The sequence below is a fragment of the Pseudonocardia sp. CA-142604 genome, from assembly GCF_050948475.1.
Taxonomy (GTDB): Bacteria; Actinomycetota; Actinomycetes; order Mycobacteriales; family Pseudonocardiaceae; genus Pseudonocardia; species Pseudonocardia alaniniphila.
Genome location: NZ_CP192045.1, coordinates 5711100 through 5728307, shown reverse-complemented (window position 1 = coordinate 5728307; position 17208 = coordinate 5711100). Strand labels below are relative to the sequence as shown.

Sequence of the window (17208 nt, the reverse complement as noted above, 5' to 3'; positions counted from 1 at the left end):
TCGGGAAGCCGGGGAATGTTCCGCACGCCGATTTGTCGAACAATCCCGCGCGTCCCTCCGGTCGCTTTTCTCCGATATGTGTACTGATCATCCGGATTCTGCGTGGAGGTGGGCGCACTGGTAGATGTGTTGCGTGGTGGTTCTCCGTAAGTGCGCGCGGCTGGCGGTGCTGGGGCTGGTGGCGGCCGTGGTGCTGGCAGTGATGAGCTTTCCGGTGGTCGGTGGCATCGGAGCGTTGGCTGCGCAGGTCAGCAACGGGGCGGTCAACGTCGCGCCGGCCTCCCTGCTCGCGGGGAACACCCCCGACGTCACCACTGTGACCGACTCCACCGGGAAACCGATCGCGTTCCTCTACGACCAGTTCCGGACCCCCGTCCCGAGCGCCCAGATATCGGCGGCGATGAAGGCGGCGATCGTCGCCATCGAGGACCGGCGGTTCTTCGAACACGGCGGCGTCGACCCGGTCGGCACCATTCGCGCCCTGGTGAACGACGCGGGCGGCGGGGCTCAGCAGGGTGGTTCGACCCTGACCCAGCAGTACGTGAAGAACTACGAGCTCTATGTGGCGGCCACCAACGACGCGCAGCGTCAGGCGGCAGTGGCGCCCAGCCTCGCCCGCAAGATCCACGAGGCCGAGCTGGCGGTCACGGTCGACCACAACCTGAGCAAGGAAGACATCCTCACCCGCTACCTCAACATCGTCTACTTCGGGCACGGTGCGTACGGCGTGGCCGCCGCGGCGCGGGTCTACTTCAACACCACCGCCTCGGCGCTGACCGTCCCGCAGGCGGCTCTGCTCGCCGGGATGGTGCAGAGCCCCACCCAGTTCGACCCGATCGAGCATCCCGAGGCCGCCAAGGCGCGCCGCGACGTGGTGATCGCGCAGCTGCGCCAGCTCGGCTCGATCACCCCCGCGGATGCCGCGACCGCCACCGCCGCGCCGCTGGGTGTGGTGGACGAGACGTCCGTGCCGCCCGAGGGCTGCACGGGTGCGGGGGACGACGGCTACTTCTGTGCCTACGTGGTGCGCTACCTGGAGCAGGCCGGCTTCACCGGCGAGCAGCTCCTGTCGGGTGGCTACACGATCCGCACCACGCTCGACCCGATCGCGCAGGAGAAGGCCAAGTCCGCGGTGGACAGTCAGGTGCCGCCGAGGACGCCGCACGTCGCTGACGTGCTCTCGTTCGTGCAGCCCGGCCAGACCCTGCACCCGATCACGGCGATGGTGGCCAACCGCACGTACGGCAACAAGCCGGGCCAGTCCAGCTACGGGCTGCCCTACCAGCCGGAGAATCTCGGTGCCGGTTCGGTGTACAAGATCTTCACCGCCGCCACGGCCATGGAGCAGGGCCTGATCGGTATCGACTCGGTGATCGACGTGCCGCCGAGCGGGTACCTGAGCCCGATCTACAAGGACGCTTCGGGCCATGACATCCCGGTGCACAACGCCGAGGAGACACTCGCGCCGCAGCTGACCCTCACCGAGGCGCTCGCCGAGTCGCCGAACACCGCCTTCGTGAAGCTCGAGGAGAGCACCGGGATCCCACCCATCGTGGACATGGCGCAGCGGCTCGGCATGACCTCGCTCTCCAACCCGGTGAGCGACAAGCCGGGAGCCATGTCGATCGCCGACACGGTGAAGGCGGAGCGGCAGGCGTCCTTCACCCTCGGTGTGACCCCGACGAGCGACCTCGAACTGGCCAACGTCGACGCGACGCTGCAGAGCCACGGCATGTGGTGCCCGCCCACGCCGATCCTGTCGGTGACCGACCAGAGCGGCAAACCGGTGCCCGTGAACCAGGCCCCGTGCCGGCAGGCGGTCGCTCCCGCTCTGGCGGACAGCCTGGTCAACGGCCTCAGCCAAGACGACCAGCCGGGTGGTACGTCAGCGGCTGCGGCGTCCGCCGAGGGCTGGTCACGACCCGCCTCGGCCAAGACCGGAACCACTCAGATCTTCCAGTCCGCGGCGTTCGTGGGCGCCACGCCGCAGCTCTCCGGAGCGGCGATCGTGTTCGACGACTCCCGGAACCCGCGGCCGATCTGCGACGGGTCGCCGCCCAGCACCTGCTCGAGCGGCACGCTCTTCGGTGGTGGGGCGCCGGCGCGAACGTTCTACAAAGCGGCCAACGACATCCTCGGGGACGCCCCGGTGGTGCCGCTGGCCCCGCCGTCACCCCGGTATCTCCGGGGCCGGCTGTCGTAGGCGGGTTACTTTCGACACCCGGTAGAAGCTACGGAACGATGGTCGGGCAGAGTGGCGCACATGGCTGCCTTCCCCTCCCCGACCACGGCTGCTCTGGTGTTCCGCACCATCGCGATCGCTGAGGCCTGCTCCTGGGCCGGCCTGCTGATCGGGATGTTCTTCAAGTACGTCGTGGTGCGCAACGACATCGGCGTCACCGTGTTCGGGCCGATCCACGGGGTGCTCTTCATCATCTACGTCGTCGTCACGCTGGTGGTGGCGCGTGATTTCCGGTGGAGCGTCGGAACGACCGTGGTGGCACTCGTGGCCAGCATCCCGCCGCTCGCCACGTTGTGGTTCGAGCGCCGCGCCCGCCGCACCGGGTTGTTCTCCGGCGTTCCCGCGGCGGCCGACCAGGCGGCGTGAACGGCCCGGTCAGCTGCTGAGCTCGGCCTCCAGTCCGGTGATCTCGGCGGTGAACTGGTCGAGGAACCCGCGCCAGGAGGGGATCGTCCCGGCGGGGCGGACGACGAACTTCGTCAGCCCGACGTCGACGAAGCGGCGCACCTGCTCGCGCGCGGCGTCCCAGCCGTGGGCCACCAGCAGCTTCGGGTCGAGGTCCGGGCGGCGCCGCGCGATACGGGCGATCGCGGCGTCGGTGACGGTGGCGCCGGGCGGGATCACGGCGATGTTCGTGCCGTAGTGGTCGGGTTCGATCTCGCGGCCCGCGTCCTTGGCCGTCTCCTCGATGAGCGACCTGGCGACGCCGGCCTCCTCCGGGGTGACGGCGCTGCCGAGCCAGCCGTCGGCCAGCCGTCCGATCCGGCGTAGTCCGGCCGGCGCGCGGCCACCGAGCCACAGATCGAGCGGCCGCGCAGGTAGCGGCGCCACCGACGCGTCGTCGAGGTGGAAGAACCGGCCGTGGTGGGTCACGCTCGGCTCGGACAGCAACCGGCGCACCACGACGAGGGACTCGTCGAACAGAGCGGCCCGCGCGCCGTCGGGTGCCGGGAACAGATCGCGCTCCGCGGGCGTGACCGACCGCACCCCGAACGCGGGCAGGATCCGCCGGGGAGCCAGCGCGGCCAGCGACGCAAGCTGCGCGGCGACGAGCGCGGGGTTGCGGCCGGGGAGCACCAGGACGCCCGTGCCGAGCTTCAGCTCACGGGTACGGCCCGCGGCGAACGCCATTCCGACGACGGGATCGATCGTCGGGGCCGACGCCGTGTCGGCCAGCCAGAGCGAGTCGATGTGGCGGGCCTCGAGCTCGTCGATCAGTTCTGCGAGCTCGGGCCCGGGGCCCGGACCGGAGGCGAGAGGCACAGATCCGATACCGATACGAACCTTCACACCTCGACGCTACCCCCGCGTGCCGCGCGTCCGGCCGCCAACGGGTGGCGTCAGGAACCGACGGCGTCGAGGGCGCGGGACAGGTCGGCGATCAGGTCTCGGGGATCCTCCAGGCCCACCGAGAACCGCAGATGGCCGTAGCGGCGGAACTTCTCGGGGTAGTACCGGGCCCGCTCGTCGTCGCCGGAGACGTGCACGATCAGCGACTCGTCGTGCCCGAGCGAGACCGCCGAGGTGATCAGCCGCAGCGCCGCAACGAACCGGTTCTGCGCAGCGGAGTCGCCGTCCACCGCGAACGCGAGCATCCCGCCGAACCCGCCGTCGAGCGTGCGGACGGCCAGCGCGTGCTGCGGGTGGGACGGCAGCCCCGGGTAGGCGACGTAGGCGATCCGCGGGTGCTCCTCCAGGAACCGGGCCACGGCCATCGCCCCGGCGCAGTGGGCCCGCATCCGCATCGGCAGGGTCACCGAGCCGCGCATGATCAACCAGGCGTTGAACGGGCTGATCACGCCGCCCACGTTGACCATGGCCTCGCGCCGGATGTCGGCCACGAGTGCACTGCCCGCCTCCCCACCGCCGATCACGGCGCCGCCCATCGCATCGCCGTGGCCGTTGATGTACTTCGTGAGCGAGTGCACGACGACGTCGGCACCCAGGTCGAGCGGGCGCTGCAGCACCGGCGTGGCGAACGTGGCGTCCACCGACAGCAGCGCGCCTGCGCCGTGCGCGATGTCCGCGACCGCGGCGACGTCGGTGATCCGGGTGGTGGGGTTGGCCGGCGTCTCGATGTGCACCAGCCGGGTCTCCGGGCGAACAGCGGCGGCCACGGCGTCGAGGTCGGAGGAGTCGACGAGGGTGGCCGTGATCCCGTACTTCGCCGGGAGCAGGTCGTGGAGCAGTCGATAGGTGCCGACGTAGGTGGTGTCGGAGCAGACCACGTGGTCGCCGGAGCGCAGCGCGGCGAAGAACACCGCGTGCTGTGCGGCCATCCCGCTCGCGAGAGCCACCGCCGCCGTACCCTCGTCGAGGGCGGCGAGCTTGTCCTCCAACCATCCCTGGTTGGCGCCGCCGTTGCGGGTGTAGAGCGGGGTGTCGGTGCCCGACCAGGACAGCTCGGACGGGTCGTCGGGCAGCGCGTAGGAGTTCGCCATGACGAGCGGGCGGCGGATCGCTCCGCTGCCGGAGTCGACGGCGTTGCCGGCGTGAACGGCGAGCGTGGCGAGATGAGGGATGTCGGGCACCCCGTCTTCGTACCCGCCGCGCACCGCCAGGGGGGATCTGGCCCAGGGGCGGTACGGATCAGCCTGTCGTGTCGATGTCCACGCGGCGGCGACCGGTCGCCCACGCGTACCGTTTCGACTCATGATCCGTACGGCGGATGAGGTGGCCGCGGGAGTGCGGGCGGGAACGCTGGACCCGGTGCGGATCACCGAGGAGGCGTTGGAACGGATCTCGGCCCGTGACGACACGATCGGTGCGTTCCGGCGGGTCCGCGCGCAGGAGGCGCTGGCCGAGGCCCGAGCGATCGGTGCGCGTCCCGACCGCGCTGATCTCCCGCTCGCCGGCGTGCCGATCGCCGTCAAGGACGTCGTTGCGGTCGCCGGCGAGTTCGCGGAGTGGGGATCGCGAGCGGGGTCGCGGCAGGTCGCGAGCGCTGACGGCGAGATCGTCGCCCGGCTGCGCGCGGCCGGTGCGGTGGTGGTCGGGCTGAGCCGGGTGCCCGAGCTGTGCTCCTGGCCGTCGACCGACACGGCCGAGGGGATCTCCCGCAACCCGGCGGCGCCGGAATACGTGGCCGGTGGATCGTCCGGGGGGAGTGCGGCGGCGGTGGCGGCGGGCATGGTGCCGCTCGCCCACGGCACGGACGCCCTCGGCTCGATCCGGGGTCCCGCCGCGATCTGCGGCGTGCTCGGCATCATGCCGGGCGCGGGCGTCGTCCCCGCGTCCGACTCCGGCCTGTTCTGCGGGCTCTACCGGCACGGTGCACTCGCGACGACCGCGGCCGACGCGGCTCTGCTCCTCGCCGTGCTCGCCCAGCGGCCCGACCTGAGCCGGATCACCGAGCCGGGCCCGCTGCGGGTGGCCGTGTCCACGCGGGTGCCGGTCACGGGGGCATCGGTGCCGAAGGCGATGACGGCGGCGGTCACGCAGGTGGCGAAGCAGCTTCGCGACGCCGGGCACAGCATCACGGCGGCCACGCCCCGGTACGGAACGGCCGTACTGACCGGAGCCGCGGCCCGCTGGTTCGCCGGGCCGGCGGAGCACGCCACGGAGTTCGCCCCGAGCCGCCTGCAGCCGCGGACGCGCACCCATGTGCGGATCGGGCGGTTCGTGACCAGGGCAGGGCTCGTCCGTGAAGGCCCCCGGCGGGAGTGGATCTCCCGCGCAGGCGAGTTCTTCGCGGACCACGACGTGCTCCTCACACCCGCGCAAGCGGCGCTGCCGGCGAAGGCGCAGCTGTGGAGCCGGAAGTCGTGGCTCGCCAACCTGCCGCAGGCGCGGGCCAACGGGTTTCTCACGCCCTGGAACCTCGCGGGCTACCCGGCGCTCTCCGTGCCTGCCGGCCGGCATCCTTCGGGGGTGCCGATCGGCGTGCAGCTGGTGGCCCCGCCCGGCGGTGAGCCGCGGTTGCTCGCCCTCGCCGGGCAGCTGGAGAAGCTCAGGGCCCGGTGATGAGCTCGGCGTCCTCTCCGGCCATGGCGCGGTAGGCGGGTCGCAGCAGGTCGGTGACCTGCTCGCCCCGAACATCGATCGCGAAACGCGGCACCTGGTCGAGCAGCGCGTCGGGCGGCGTGTGGGCACCGGCCAGCCGTTCGGGGAGACCGGGGCCGGCGTGCCAGTAGGTGTCCATGACGTCGGCGAGGGCGCCGCTGCTCGCCGCCGGGTCGCTCGGGAGTGCCGCGGTGCGGCGGGCGCGCAGATCCTCCAGGAGCGTCTCGCGGTCGCGGCCGCGCAGGGCGAGGATCTGGAAGGGATCAGCGTCGAACCACTCGGCGAGCACGTAGAACACCGCGGCGAGGTGCTTGCACGGGACGGCGAAGTCGGGGCAGGTGCAGTCCATCGAGAGGTCGCGGTTGCTCGCCGGGAAGAGCGACAGACCGACTGCCTCGAAGACACGCTCGATGTCGCGCGGCATCTCGCCACCCAGCAGCACGGCGGCGTAGGAGGCGTCGTCGACGAGCGCCTGCGCCACCGCGGCCCACTCCGCCTTGCCGAACGCCGGGACGCCGATCCGCACCTTGTACGGCTGCGGCCGCGAGCCCTGCACCTGCGCGACGGCGCCGCCGGCGTCGACGTCGAGGGAGACGATCTGGCCCGCACGCGCGTAGCTGCGCCCCCGCGAGAGCCGCCCGCCGACGCCGAGCGACTCCAGAACCGAGAGGAACCGCTGCGACCACCACGACCGCGCCACCGGGCCGCGGGTGCTGTTGATCTGGATGCCGCCCTCGACCTTGCGAGCCTTCGCGGGTTCGGCGTCGCGCCACCAGAAGGGATCGGGATCAGGCATTCTCGCCCCCCTCGATCGTCTCCTCGAGGGCCTCCGAGCTCAGGGTGAACAGCTCGCGCAAGGAGTCGGTGGACAGTTCGGTGAGCCAGCCCTCGCCGTCGCCCACCACCATCTCCGACAGCGCACGCTTCTTGGTGATCATCTCGTCGATGCGCTCCTCGACGGTGCCCGGGCAGACGAACTTGCGCACCTGGACGTTGCGCCGCTGCCCGATGCGGAACGCCCGGTCGGTGGCCTGGTTCTCGACGGCGGGGTTCCACCACCGGTCCAGATGCACCACGTGGTTGGCTGTGGTGAGGGTGAGGCCGGTGCCACCCGCCTTGAGCGAGAGCAGCATGATCGGTGGCCCCTCACCTGCCTGGAACCGCGTGACCATCTCGTCGCGGCGCTTCTTGGGCGTGCCACCGTGGAGGAACGCGACGTCGGTGTCGAAGCGCGCTGAGAGATGCGGCACGAGCATGTGGCCGAACTCGGCGAACTGCGTGAAGCACAGCACGCGGTCGCCCTCGTCGAGGATCTCGGAGAGGATCTCCTCGAGCCGGAGGATCTTGCCGGAGCGGCGGCCGACCGGTGAGCCGTCGTGCAGCAGCTGGGCCGGGTGGTTGCAGATCTGCTTGAGCTTGGCCATCGCGGCGAGAACGTTGCCGCGGCGCTCGATGCCCTGCGAGTCGGCGATCTTCTCCATCATGTCGTCGACGACCGTGCGGTAGAGCGAGGCCTGCTCGCGGGTGAGCCGGTAGTGCTGCGTGATCTCGATCTTGTCGGGCAGGTCGTCGATGATCGTGGGATCCGTCTTCACCCGCCGCAGCAGGTACGGGCGCGTGACGCGGCGCAGCAACGCGGCGGCCTCGGTGTTGCCGTGGCGCTCCACCGGGATGGCGTAGCGGGCGCGGAACCTGTCGGCCGAGCCGAGCAGCCCGGGGTTGAGCACGTCCATGATCGACCACAGCTCGGCGAGCCGGTTCTCTACTGGCGTGCCGGTGAGCGCCACGCGGTGCTCGGCGTCGAAGCGCCGCACAGCGCGTGCGTGCGAGGCCCGGCTGTTCTTCACGGCCTGTGCCTCGTCGAGCACGAGCCGGCGCCAGGCGAACCGGGCCAGCTCGTCGCCGTCGCGGGTGGCCGTGGCGTAGGTGGTGACGACGAGGTCGGACTCGCGGACCCGCTCTGCGAGCTCCTCGTCGTGCAACCGCCCGGGGCCGTGGTGCGCGAGCACCCTCAGATGGGGAGCGAAGCGCGCGGCCTCCCGCTGCCAGGTGCCCACGAGCGACATGGGGCAGATCAGCAGGGTGGGGCCCTGCTCCTGCTGAGCCCGCTCGTGCGTCTCCAGGGCCAGCATCTGCACCGTCTTGCCCAGCCCCATGTCGTCGGCGAGGCAGGCGCCGAGCCCGAGCGCCGAGAGGAAGGCGAGCCACGAGACGCCGCGCTCCTGGTAGGGGCGAAGCTGCGCCTGGAAGCCCGGAGGCGGGGGGATCGGCGTGATCGCGCGCTCGGCCTCACCGGAGAGCAGCTGGCCGATCCAGCCCTCGGCGTGGATGGCGGTGACGGGGAGCGGGACGCCGTCCTCCTCGCCGCCGGCCGCCCAGTCGTCGGGATGGCGGTGGGCCAGTGCGAGCACCTCGGCGGCGGTCGGGGCGCCCGCGGCACGCCGCTGGCGGGCACGGCGCAGGAACTCCAGACCTTTCTGCAACCGCTCGGCGTCGACGCTGACCCACCGGCCCCGCAGCCGGACCAGCGGCGCCTTGGTGGCCACCAGGTCGGTGAGCTCCTCCTCGGAGAGCTCCTCGTCGCCCACCGCGATGGACCAGCGGAAATCGGCCAGCTCCTCGCGGCCCAGTCCGCTGCGGGTGAGCACGCGGTCGGCCGGCGTGCTGCGCGCGCTCAGGGCGAGCCCGACGCGGCGCGCGCCGTCCCACCCGGACGGCAACTGCACGCCGAACCCGGCCTCGACGAGCAGCGCCGCGCCCGCCGTGAGGAAGTGGTGGGCGCCGTCGAGGTCGAGATCGAGCGAGGACGGGTGGGCCTGCCGCAATGCCGGGGCGAGCGCCGGGAGCACCAGCGACGCGCGGCCGAGCTCGGCGAGCAGCAGCTCCTGCGGCTCCGTGATCAGCCGGGCGGCCCCGCCGGCCCAGACCTGTTCCGCCGGGACGAGCAGGCTCGGGTCGGCGGTGGACTGCAGGAGGAACTCGAGCACCCAGCGCGTGCCGTCGCCGGTCTGGTCGAGAGCGTCAGGGGCCGGGTCGGCGGGGTCGTGCAGGGTGCTGATCTCGGAGAGCCGGAAGCAGGCACGGCCGGCGCCGGTGGGGGCCGTGCCGAACTCGTCCCATTGCGCCACCGCGTCGGCGAGCGCCGCCAGCTCGGTGGCGGGCAGCTCGGAGGAGTCGCCCCCGATCCGTCCGTCGGGCGTGAGCAGAGCGGCGAGCCACGCCTCGGTGGCCGCGAGCCTGTGCGGCGTGCCCGTGCGCGGCGGGAGCACGGTGACCGGCTCGGGCGCGCGGGCGAGCAGGTCGCGGACGGCGGCGTCGGTGAGTCCGGCGAGCGCGTCGGTGACCAGCTCCTGGGCGTCGGTGCCGGTCTGCGGGCCACGCGCGGGCCCCACGGCCTCCGCCCGCCCGACCGGCGGAAGCGCGGCCACCAGCGCGTCGAACGTGACGGCGTCGAGGCCCTGGACGATCGGGCGCCATCGCGCGGTCGCGAGCGCACCGGTGCGGACCAGGGTGGGCAGCACACGGCCGCGGGCGGCGAGGTCGGCCGCCAGCTCGGCCACGGCGCGCAGGTGGGCCACCGACGCGCCGTAGCGCACCTCGTCGACGGGGTCGTCGAGCTCCGCGACGTCGACCAGCAGCGCAGGCACCGACCACGGCCGCAGCGTGGGCCCGCCCCGGGGCGGTGCGGCGCGCCCGCCGCTCCGCACCAGCTCCGGAGAGGCGAGCGGGCCGCCCGGCCTGGACGGAAGCAGCAGCGTGAGGGTGGCGGGCTTGCCGGGGTGCAGCGCCACGAGCGCCGATGCGGGGGCCGCGAACGGGTGGGGTCGGGCGGAGCGCAGCGAGCGGCTCGAGGAGGTGGCAGGCCGCTCGCCGTCCTCGGCCCAGAGCAGCACACCGCGGCCGGGCGACCAGACGGCGTGGACGGCAAGCACAGGTCAAGGCTACGGAGCCGCCCCGACACGCCGCCCCGCGGCTGCGGGACGAACGGGCCGGACGTGCACGCTCGCGGCCTCGGCCCCGCGCTCTCCGTTGCCGGAGCGGCGTCAGGGCTTCGGGGGGCGGCTCTCCAGCGCGCCCAGGCGGCCCTCGTCCCAGCGCACGAGTGTCATCCGGTGGCCCACCTGGCTGCCGTCCTCGGCTGCGACGGCGAAGTCGCCGAACATGGTCGACGTCCGCAGGTGGGTGGCTGCCGCCCACAAGGCCTCTCGGTCGCGGCTACCGGCGGCCTCGGCGCAGTGCACAGCCAGCGCGGCCGCGGCGGCGGCCTGAACGGCCGGGTAGTCGGGCGTTGTGCCGCGGGTGAACGTCGCCAGGAAGTCGTTCTCGGACGGGCCGATCTCCGCCCGGCGGTGCCCGCCCGGGAACCACTGGGCGACCCCCAGGACCCCGTTGCTGTCCGGAACCGCGTCGGCGAACTCCCGTACCCCGGCGGCGACCGCCCCGATGATCCTGGGCCTGCCGGGCGCGGTGCGGGCGGCCGTGACGGTGTCCACGTCCTCCTCGAAGGTGCCGGCGGTGAAGAGGTCCCACGGCCGGTCGCGCGTGAACGGGGCGTCGGCGCGGACGGTCGTGATGCCCATGTGCTCGGCGTGCCGCTGCGCCCCGGCGATGACCTGGCGTGCGAAGCGACCCCGCCCCTGGGCCAGCAGGAGCGGAACCTTCTCCTCACGGTCGGCGAGATGGCGGACGAACGGCTCGGCGTAACGGCTCGTGGGCGACAGGACGGAGATGACATGGCCGGGTGCCGCCGCCTGCACGTCGTCGCCGGAGCCGCCGTGGTTCCAGATCAGCAGGTCCTCGGCGGACGCCACCTCTGCCGCGCCGCGTGCGAGCAGCGTGGAGTACGGCCCGAGCAGGAGATCACAACGGGCGGCGAGCCCGTGCAGCCGAGCGCGCAGCGTCCGCGGATCGCTCTCGTCGTCCTCGACGACGACCTCGACGCCGTCGGTCAACTCCCGCCAGCTGTGCAGACCCTCCGCGGCCTGCGCGCCGAAGCGTGCGAACCGGCCCGTGACCGACAGCGCGACTCCGACCCGCAGGCAGCTCATCAGAGGCCGATGTGGGCGCGCTCCGCCTCGGGCACCAGGTCCAGGTAGTCCTCGTGCTTCTGGATCCAGCCGCGCACGAACGGGCACAGGGGGATGACCGCGAGGCCTCGGGTCCGGGCGGCGTCGAGCGCTGCCCGGACGAGCGTGCCGCCCAGGCCCTGCCCCGCGAACGCGTCGTCGATCTCGGTGTGGATGAAGCTGATCCGGCCGTGCCCGAGCCGGTAGACGGCGAAGCCTGCGAGCTTGTCGTCGACGTGGATCTCGAATCGGGACGACTCGGCGGCGTCGAGGATCTGCGGCTCTGTCATGACTCCGCCTCCGCGGGAGAAAGTACGTCGGCGGTCATGCGTTTCCTCCTGCGGACCCGTGCGGGATATACGTGGCGGGGACGACTCCCAGCTTGCCCTTCTGGTAGTCGTCGAACGCCTGCAACACCTCCGCCCGGGTGTTCATGACGAACGGACCGGCCCAGGCGACGGGCTCCTGGATCGGCTGTCCCCCGAGGATGATCACATCCAGGCCCGACAGACGCGACTCCTGCTTCTCGTTGCCCGAGACGGTGATCGTGTCGCCCGGTCCGAAGAGGGCGGCCTGTCCGGTGCGCACCGGGCGCTTCTCGGCGCCGACCGATCCGGCCCCGGAGAGGACGTAGACGAGCGCGTTGAAATCGCGGCGCCACGGCAGCCGGACGGTGGCGCCGGGCGCCACGGTGGCGTGCATCATCGCCATCGGGGTGTGGGTCGATCCCGGGCCGGTGTGCCCGGCGAGCTCACCGGCGATCACCCGGATCAGCGCCCCGCCGTCCGGAGTGGTGACCAGAGCCGACTCGCCGGCCCGCAGGTCCTGGTACTTCGGCTCGAGCCACTTGTCGGCCTTCGGCAGGTTCACCCACAGCTGCAGGCCGTGGAAGAGCCCGCCGCTCATGACGAGCGACTCCGGCGGGCGCTCGATGTGCAGCAGCCCGCCGCCCGCGGTCATCCACTGGGTGTCGCCGTTGGTGATCACTCCGCCGCCGCCGTGCGAGTCGGCGTGCTCGAACGTGCCGTCCATGATGTAGGTGACGGTCTCGAAGCCCCGGTGCGGGTGCCAGGCCGTGCCCTTCGGCTCGCCGGGCGCGTACTCGACCTCGCCCATCTGGTCCATCATCAGGAACGGGTCGAGGTCGCGCAGGTCGATCCCCGCGAAGGCGCGGCGCACCGGAAAGCCCTCGCCCTCGAACCCGGACGGAGCCGTGGTGACGGAGCGGACGGGCCGGTCCTGGGCAGCCGCTCCCGGTTCGGGGACGCGGGGGAGCAACGTGACATCGGCGACGGTGACGGCGGGCATGTGAGGCCTCCGGAAGTTGATTCTGCAACTACCGGTCCGAACGGTACCGGGGGTCGTTCTCTTCCCCGGTACGGGTGTCCGATTCGCGTGGCCCTACCGGGCCCGCTGCCCCTGCATGGAGAGTGCCGCGGCTCAGGAAGCCGTCGGGTGCGGTTGCGTCACCCGCGGGAGCAACACCGGCGAGTCGGTGCCGGGCGCGGGCTCGATCTCGCCGCCGCGGTACTCCGCGACCGACCGCCGGACGTCCTCGGCGAGGTCCTCGAGCCGCACGACGACGCGCTGCTGCTCGGGGGTGAGGCGATCGAGGTCTAGCTCGCTCACCAGCAGGCTCACCGCGTCGAGAATGCGGCTCAGCTGCAACCCGTAACTGCCGACGTTGCCGAGCACGTGCTCTTCGAGCTCGGCGTCGTTGGAGTTGAGGTTGATCGTGAAGTTGTCGAACCAGCTGGTCACCGGCCGGTAGTCCCACGTGCGCAGGAAGTTCCCGAACGGGTTCACCAGCCAGCCGACAAGGCTGCGGGATGCGTCGACGGCCATGCGCCCCTCCCAGGTCGCGCGATCCGATCACCATCGACGCTACCCGCGGGTCGTGCCCCTTCCGGGTTACTGATGGCGAGGGTCACCAGACCCACATCGTGAACGTTCCGCCGCCCCGGAGGCTCGGGTCACTCGCCTCCCGCCGGGACCGGCGCGGCGCCCGCGATGCGGACGTCCGGCCCGGATCCGTCGTCGGCCACCAGGTGGCAGGCCACCCGGCCGATCGGGGTCTGCCGCAGCAGCGGCACCTCGGTGCGGCACCGGTCCTCCGCAACCGGGCATCGGGTGTGGAACCGGCAGCCCGGGGGAGGGGCGGTCGGCGACGGGATGTCACCGGTGAGCAGCACGCGCCGGCGCGCCCGCTGTTCGCGCGGGTTCGCCAGCGGCGCGGCCGAGAGCAGCGCCTGCGTGTAGGGGTGCGCGGGCGAGCCGAACACCGCGTCCCGCGACCCCTGCTCCACCAGTGTGCCCAGGTACATCACGGCCACCTCGTCGGCCAGGTACTCGACGGCCGAGAGGTCGTGCGTGATGAACAGGCAGGCGAACCCGAGGTCGCGCTGGAGGTCGGCGAGCAGGTTCAGCACCGACGCCTGCACCGAGACGTCGAGTGCGCTGGTGGGCTCGTCGGCCACCAGCAGCCGCGGTGAGGAGACCAGTGCCCGTGCGATGCTCACCCGCTGCCGCTGGCCGCCGGACATCTCGTGGGGGTAGCGCTGTGCGACCTGGCGGCGCAGCCCCACCTGCTCCAGCACATCTCCGACGCGCTGTTCGCGGTCGCGCCGTGACTGTGCCAGGCCGAGCAGCCGCAGCGGCTCGCCCACGATCTCGCCGACCGGCAGCCGCGGATCCAGCGAGCTCGCGGGGTCCTGGAACACGATCGAGACCTCGCGCCGGTGCGGCCGCAGCCGCCGCCTGCTCAGCGTCGTGACGTCGGTGCCGGCGAGGCGCACCGTGCCGGACGTCGGCTGGAGCAGCCGCACCACACACCGGCCGACGGTCGACTTGCCCGATCCGCTCTCGCCCACGAGGGCGAGCACGCGGCCACGCTCGATCCGCAGGCTCACCCCGTCGACGGCTCGCACCGGGCCGAAATGCATCACGAGGTCGTCCAGCTCCAGAGCCGCCTGCGGGGCCTGGGAGGCGGACTCCTCCATGAGACCAGTGATAGTCCTACCGTCCCTTCACGAGGAGTGCTTCGGCCGGATGCCAGCAGGCGGCCCGGTGCAGGGACCGTTCGTCGTCGGGGTCGGCCGGGGAGTCGGATTCCTGCACCACCAGCGCCGGGGCCGACGCGCGGCAGCGCTCGTCCGCGGCGGGGCAGCGCTCGGCGAACGTGCAGGAGTCGGGCTGCTCCTGCAGCACCGGCACCAGCCCGGGGATCTCCTGCAGCCGCCCGCCTGCCGCGCGCCTGCCCGCGGTCGGGACCGCGCCGAGCAGGCCCAGCGTGTAGTGGTGGCGGGGAGCGTCGAACAGCTCCTGTGTGGGAGCGGTCTCGACGACCCGGCCCGCGTACATGACGAGCACCCGGTCGGCGATGTCAGCCACCACACCGAGGTCGTGCGTGATGAGCACGATCGCCGTGCCGAGCCGCTTGCCGAGGTCGCGCAGCAGGTCGAGCACGGCGGCCTGCACGGTGACGTCGAGAGCGGTGGTCGGCTCGTCGGCCACCAGCACCGCGGGGTCGCAGGCCAGCGCCATCGCGATCATGACGCGCTGACGCATGCCGCCGGAGAACTGGTGCGGATAGGCCCCCACGCGGGCGGCGGGCGACGGGATCCCGACCAGCCCGAGCAGCTCGACGGCCCGCGCGAGCGCCTGCTTGCGCGAGAGCCCTTGGTGGATGCGCAGCGTCTCGGCGATCTGGCTGCCGACGGTGAACACGGGGTTCAGCGAGGTCATCGGCTCCTGGAAGATGTAGGCCACCTCCGCGCCGCGCACCGTGCGCAGCATGGGCTCGGGGGCCCCGACGAGCTCGCGGCCGCGGAGCTGGACCGAGCCGGTGACGGTCGCCGAGCCGGGCAGCAGCCCGGCGATGCTCATCGCGGTGACGCTCTTCCCGCACCCCGACTCACCGACCACCGCGAGCACCTCGCCCGGACGGACGTCGAACGACACCCCGTCGACGGCGGACACCCGCCCGTCGTCGGTCCGGAACGTGACCCTCAGGTCGCGCACGTCGAGCACGGCGTCGCCTGCCTGGGCCGTCACCGGGAGCTCCTCGGGTCCAGGGCGTCGCGCAGCGCGTCGCCGAACAGGTTGAAGGCGAGCGCCACGAGCATGATCGCCAGGCCGGGGATCACCGCCGTCCACGGTGCTTTCGCGGCGTACTGCTGGGCCTCGGAGAGCATCGTGCCGAGGCTCGGGGAGGGCGGCTGGATACCGAGCCCGAGGAACGACAGCACCGACTCGCCGATGATCACCTGCGGCATCGCCACCGTGGCCTGCACGATCACGGCGGAGAGCGCGTTGGGGAGCACGTGGCGGCCGAGCACCCACACGTCGCCCGCCCCGTCCACGAGCGACGCGGAGACGAAGTCGAGGTTCTTGAGCCGGAGCGTCTCCGACCGGACGACGCGGATCATGCTCGGGATCTGGGAGATGCCCAGCGCGAGTGCCGCGTTGCCGAGGCTCGGGCCGCGGATGGCGGCGAGCCCGACGGCCAGCAGCAGGAACGGGAAGGCGAGCATCAGGTCGGTGAAGCGGGAGATCACCGCGTCGAGCGCCCGGAAGTAGCCTGCCGCAAGACCCAGCGGTACCCCGACGGCCAGGATGAGCGCGACGGCGAGCACACCCACCTCCAGCGAGGCCCGCAGCCCGTACAGGATGCGCGACAGGATGTCGCGGCCGAGGTCGTCGGTGCCGAGGGCGAAGCCCACGGTGCCGGGGATCTGGAACGGGGCGTCGAAGTGCACCTGTGCGGGGGCGTAGGGCGCGAGCACGGGGGCCAGCACCGCGGCCACGACGGCCACGGCCAATACGGTGAACCCCGCGATGCCCAGTGGGCTCCGGCGGAGCCTGCGCAGGGCCGCGCGGCGCCGCGGCGGTTCGACGCCCGGCTCCGGTGCCGGAGGGGTGACGATCTCGGTGGCGGTCATGCCGGCGCTCCTGCCACGCGGATCCGCGGGTCGATCAGCGAGTACGCGAGGTCGACCAGGAAGTTGATGACGATGTAGGCCGTGGCCGTCACGAGCACCACCCCTTGCAGCACGGGATAGTCACGCTGGAACACCGCGTCGATCGTCATCTTCCCGAAGCCGGGCAGGCTGAAGATCCCCTCCGTGACGACGGCACCGGAGATGAGGATGCCCAGCTGGAGCCCGACGATGGTGATCACCACGACGAGGCTGTTGCGCAGCGCGTGCCGCCCGATCACCCCGCGCGGCGAGACGCCTTTGGCCCGCGCGGTACGGATGTAGTCGGCCCCGAGCGAGTCGAGCATCGCCGAGCGGGTCTGACGCATCACGACCGCCGCGATGCCCGTGCCGAGTACGAGCGCGGGCAGCACGAGGTGGTGCAGGTTGTCGATCGGATTCTGCGTGAGCGGTACGAAACCGGAGGCGGGGAAGGCGCCCAGGCCGACCGACAGGTAGAGGATCGCGATCAGGCCGAGCCAGAAGTTCGGCACGGAGAGCCCGAGCAGCGCGAGCCCGTTGGCGAACCACTCCGCGGGACGGCCGCGCCGGACGGCCGCCACCACGCCGGTGGAGACGCCCAGCACGACCGCCACCAGCATGGCGAGCAGCGACAGCTCGATCGTGACCGGCAGCGCGGTGGCGATCATCGTCGAGACCGGGATGCCGGTCCGCGTGGAGCTGCCGAAGTCGCCCTGCAGCGCGCCGAGCACGAACTTCCCGTACTGCACGATGATCGAGTCGTCGAGCCCGAGCCGCTCGCGCAGTGCCGCGAGCGACGCCGGGTCGCGTTCTTCCCCGGCGAACGCGAGCGCCGGGTCGCCGGGCAGGGCGCGGACGCCGAGGAACACCACGATCGTGGCGAGCACCAGCGTCAGCGCCGACTGCCACAGCCGGTTCAACAGGTAGGACCGCATGCCTT

The 17208-nt window shown here is 72.4% G+C and carries 15 protein-coding genes; 3 read left to right on the top strand and 12 right to left on the bottom strand.

Annotated elements, in window-relative coordinates; all coding sequences use genetic code 11:
- Window positions 1-133: 133 nt before the first annotated feature.
- Together ACQPZQ_RS25940 and ACQPZQ_RS25935 are read left to right on the top strand one after the other, a co-directional pair.
- Window positions 134-2203 (top strand): transglycosylase domain-containing protein, encoded by a 2070-nt coding sequence (locus ACQPZQ_RS25940; protein WP_433284831.1) that lies wholly within the window; start codon window positions 134-136, stop codon window positions 2201-2203.
- 60 nt (window positions 2204-2263) lie between these two features.
- Window positions 2264-2608 (top strand): DUF3817 domain-containing protein, encoded by a 345-nt coding sequence (locus tag ACQPZQ_RS25935; RefSeq protein WP_433284829.1) that lies wholly within the window; start codon window positions 2264-2266, stop codon window positions 2606-2608.
- A gap of 9 nt (window positions 2609-2617) precedes the next feature.
- On the opposite strand, the gene ACQPZQ_RS25930 is transcribed toward ACQPZQ_RS25935, so the two are convergent.
- Together ACQPZQ_RS25930 and ACQPZQ_RS25925 are read right to left on the bottom strand one after the other, a co-directional pair.
- The gene (locus tag ACQPZQ_RS25930) at window positions 2618-3532 is read right to left on the bottom strand and encodes a TIGR03854 family LLM class F420-dependent oxidoreductase (RefSeq protein WP_433284827.1); all 915 of its coding nucleotides are present in this window, start codon (window positions 3530-3532) and stop codon (window positions 2618-2620) included.
- Window positions 3533-3582: 50 nt separating this feature from the next.
- On the bottom strand, window positions 3583-4773 hold the full coding sequence (locus tag ACQPZQ_RS25925; RefSeq protein WP_433284825.1) for a trans-sulfuration enzyme family protein: 1191 nt from the start codon (window positions 4771-4773) through the stop codon (window positions 3583-3585).
- 121 nt (window positions 4774-4894) lie between these two features.
- Here ACQPZQ_RS25925 and ACQPZQ_RS25920 point away from each other — a divergent pair, with 121 nt between their 5' ends.
- Entirely contained in the window at window positions 4895-6205 is a 1311-nt protein-coding gene (locus ACQPZQ_RS25920) for an amidase (RefSeq protein ID WP_433284823.1), read from the top strand.
- Here the strand turns inward: ACQPZQ_RS25920 and ACQPZQ_RS25915 are convergent.
- The 10 genes from ACQPZQ_RS25915 to ACQPZQ_RS25870 all read right to left on the bottom strand — a co-directional run bounded on the left by ACQPZQ_RS25915 (window position 6192) and on the right by ACQPZQ_RS25870 (window position 17203).
- Window positions 6192-7040: an SWIM zinc finger family protein gene (locus tag ACQPZQ_RS25915; RefSeq protein ID WP_433284821.1), complete on the bottom strand. Its 849-nt coding sequence runs from the start codon at window positions 7038-7040 to the stop codon at window positions 6192-6194. The genes ACQPZQ_RS25920 and ACQPZQ_RS25915 overlap by 14 nt on opposite strands.
- A complete protein-coding gene (locus ACQPZQ_RS25910) occupies window positions 7033-10176 on the bottom strand; it encodes an SNF2-related protein (RefSeq protein ID WP_433284819.1) in 3144 nt (1047 codons plus the stop codon). The genes ACQPZQ_RS25915 and ACQPZQ_RS25910 overlap by 8 nt, the downstream gene beginning before the upstream one ends.
- 111 nt (window positions 10177-10287) lie before the next feature.
- Complete coding sequence (locus tag ACQPZQ_RS25905; protein WP_433284817.1) at window positions 10288-11292, bottom strand: ABC transporter substrate-binding protein; 1005 nt, start codon at window positions 11290-11292, stop codon at window positions 10288-10290.
- Window positions 11292-11600, bottom strand: a complete 309-nt coding sequence (locus tag ACQPZQ_RS25900; protein WP_433284815.1) for a GNAT family N-acetyltransferase — start codon at window positions 11598-11600, stop codon at window positions 11292-11294. The genes ACQPZQ_RS25905 and ACQPZQ_RS25900 overlap by 1 nt, the downstream gene beginning before the upstream one ends.
- 34 nt (window positions 11601-11634) lie before the next feature.
- Complete coding sequence (locus ACQPZQ_RS25895) at window positions 11635-12618, bottom strand: pirin family protein (RefSeq protein ID WP_433284813.1); 984 nt, start codon at window positions 12616-12618, stop codon at window positions 11635-11637.
- A gap of 132 nt (window positions 12619-12750) precedes the next feature.
- Window positions 12751-13155, bottom strand: coding sequence for a hypothetical protein (locus ACQPZQ_RS25890; protein ID WP_433284812.1), 405 nt, complete (start codon window positions 13153-13155; stop codon window positions 12751-12753).
- Window positions 13156-13283: 128 nt separating this feature from the next.
- A complete protein-coding gene (locus ACQPZQ_RS25885) occupies window positions 13284-14309 on the bottom strand; it encodes an ABC transporter ATP-binding protein (protein ID WP_433284810.1) in 1026 nt (341 codons plus the stop codon).
- Between the two features lie 16 nt (window positions 14310-14325).
- A complete protein-coding gene (locus tag ACQPZQ_RS25880) occupies window positions 14326-15363 on the bottom strand; it encodes an ABC transporter ATP-binding protein (protein WP_433284808.1) in 1038 nt (345 codons plus the stop codon).
- Window positions 15360-16250, bottom strand: coding sequence for an ABC transporter permease (locus tag ACQPZQ_RS25875; protein WP_433284806.1), 891 nt, complete (start codon window positions 16248-16250; stop codon window positions 15360-15362). The genes ACQPZQ_RS25880 and ACQPZQ_RS25875 overlap by 4 nt, the downstream gene beginning before the upstream one ends.
- Window positions 16247-17203: an ABC transporter permease gene (locus ACQPZQ_RS25870; protein WP_433284804.1), complete on the bottom strand. Its 957-nt coding sequence runs from the start codon at window positions 17201-17203 to the stop codon at window positions 16247-16249. Before ACQPZQ_RS25870 ends, ACQPZQ_RS25875 begins: the two co-directional genes overlap by 4 nt.
- Window positions 17204-17208: the final 5 nt, after the last annotated feature.

What these genes read in the sequence shown, in the direction of transcription:
- ACQPZQ_RS25935 (WP_433284829.1), top strand. Translation starts at nt 2,264, where the DNA reads ATGGCTGCCTTCCCCTCCCCGACCACGGCTGCTCTGGTGTTCCGCACC.
- ACQPZQ_RS25920 (WP_433284823.1), top strand. Translation starts at nt 4,895, where the DNA reads ATGATCCGTACGGCGGATGAGGTGGCCGCGGGAGTGCGGGCGGGAACG.
- ACQPZQ_RS25915 (WP_433284821.1), bottom strand. Translation starts at nt 7,040, where the DNA reads ATGCCTGATCCCGATCCCTTCTGGTGGCGCGACGCCGAACCCGCGAAG.
- ACQPZQ_RS25905 (WP_433284817.1), bottom strand. Translation starts at nt 11,292, where the DNA reads ATGAGCTGCCTGCGGGTCGGAGTCGCGCTGTCGGTCACGGGCCGGTTC.
- ACQPZQ_RS25900 (WP_433284815.1), bottom strand. Translation starts at nt 11,600, where the DNA reads ATGACAGAGCCGCAGATCCTCGACGCCGCCGAGTCGTCCCGATTCGAG.
- ACQPZQ_RS25895 (WP_433284813.1), bottom strand. Translation starts at nt 12,618, where the DNA reads ATGCCCGCCGTCACCGTCGCCGATGTCACGTTGCTCCCCCGCGTCCCC.
- ACQPZQ_RS25890 (WP_433284812.1), bottom strand. Translation starts at nt 13,155, where the DNA reads ATGGCCGTCGACGCATCCCGCAGCCTTGTCGGCTGGCTGGTGAACCCG.
- ACQPZQ_RS25885 (WP_433284810.1), bottom strand. Translation starts at nt 14,309, where the DNA reads ATGGAGGAGTCCGCCTCCCAGGCCCCGCAGGCGGCTCTGGAGCTGGAC.
- ACQPZQ_RS25875 (WP_433284806.1), bottom strand. Translation starts at nt 16,250, where the DNA reads ATGACCGCCACCGAGATCGTCACCCCTCCGGCACCGGAGCCGGGCGTC.
- ACQPZQ_RS25870 (WP_433284804.1), bottom strand. Translation starts at nt 17,203, where the DNA reads ATGCGGTCCTACCTGTTGAACCGGCTGTGGCAGTCGGCGCTGACGCTG.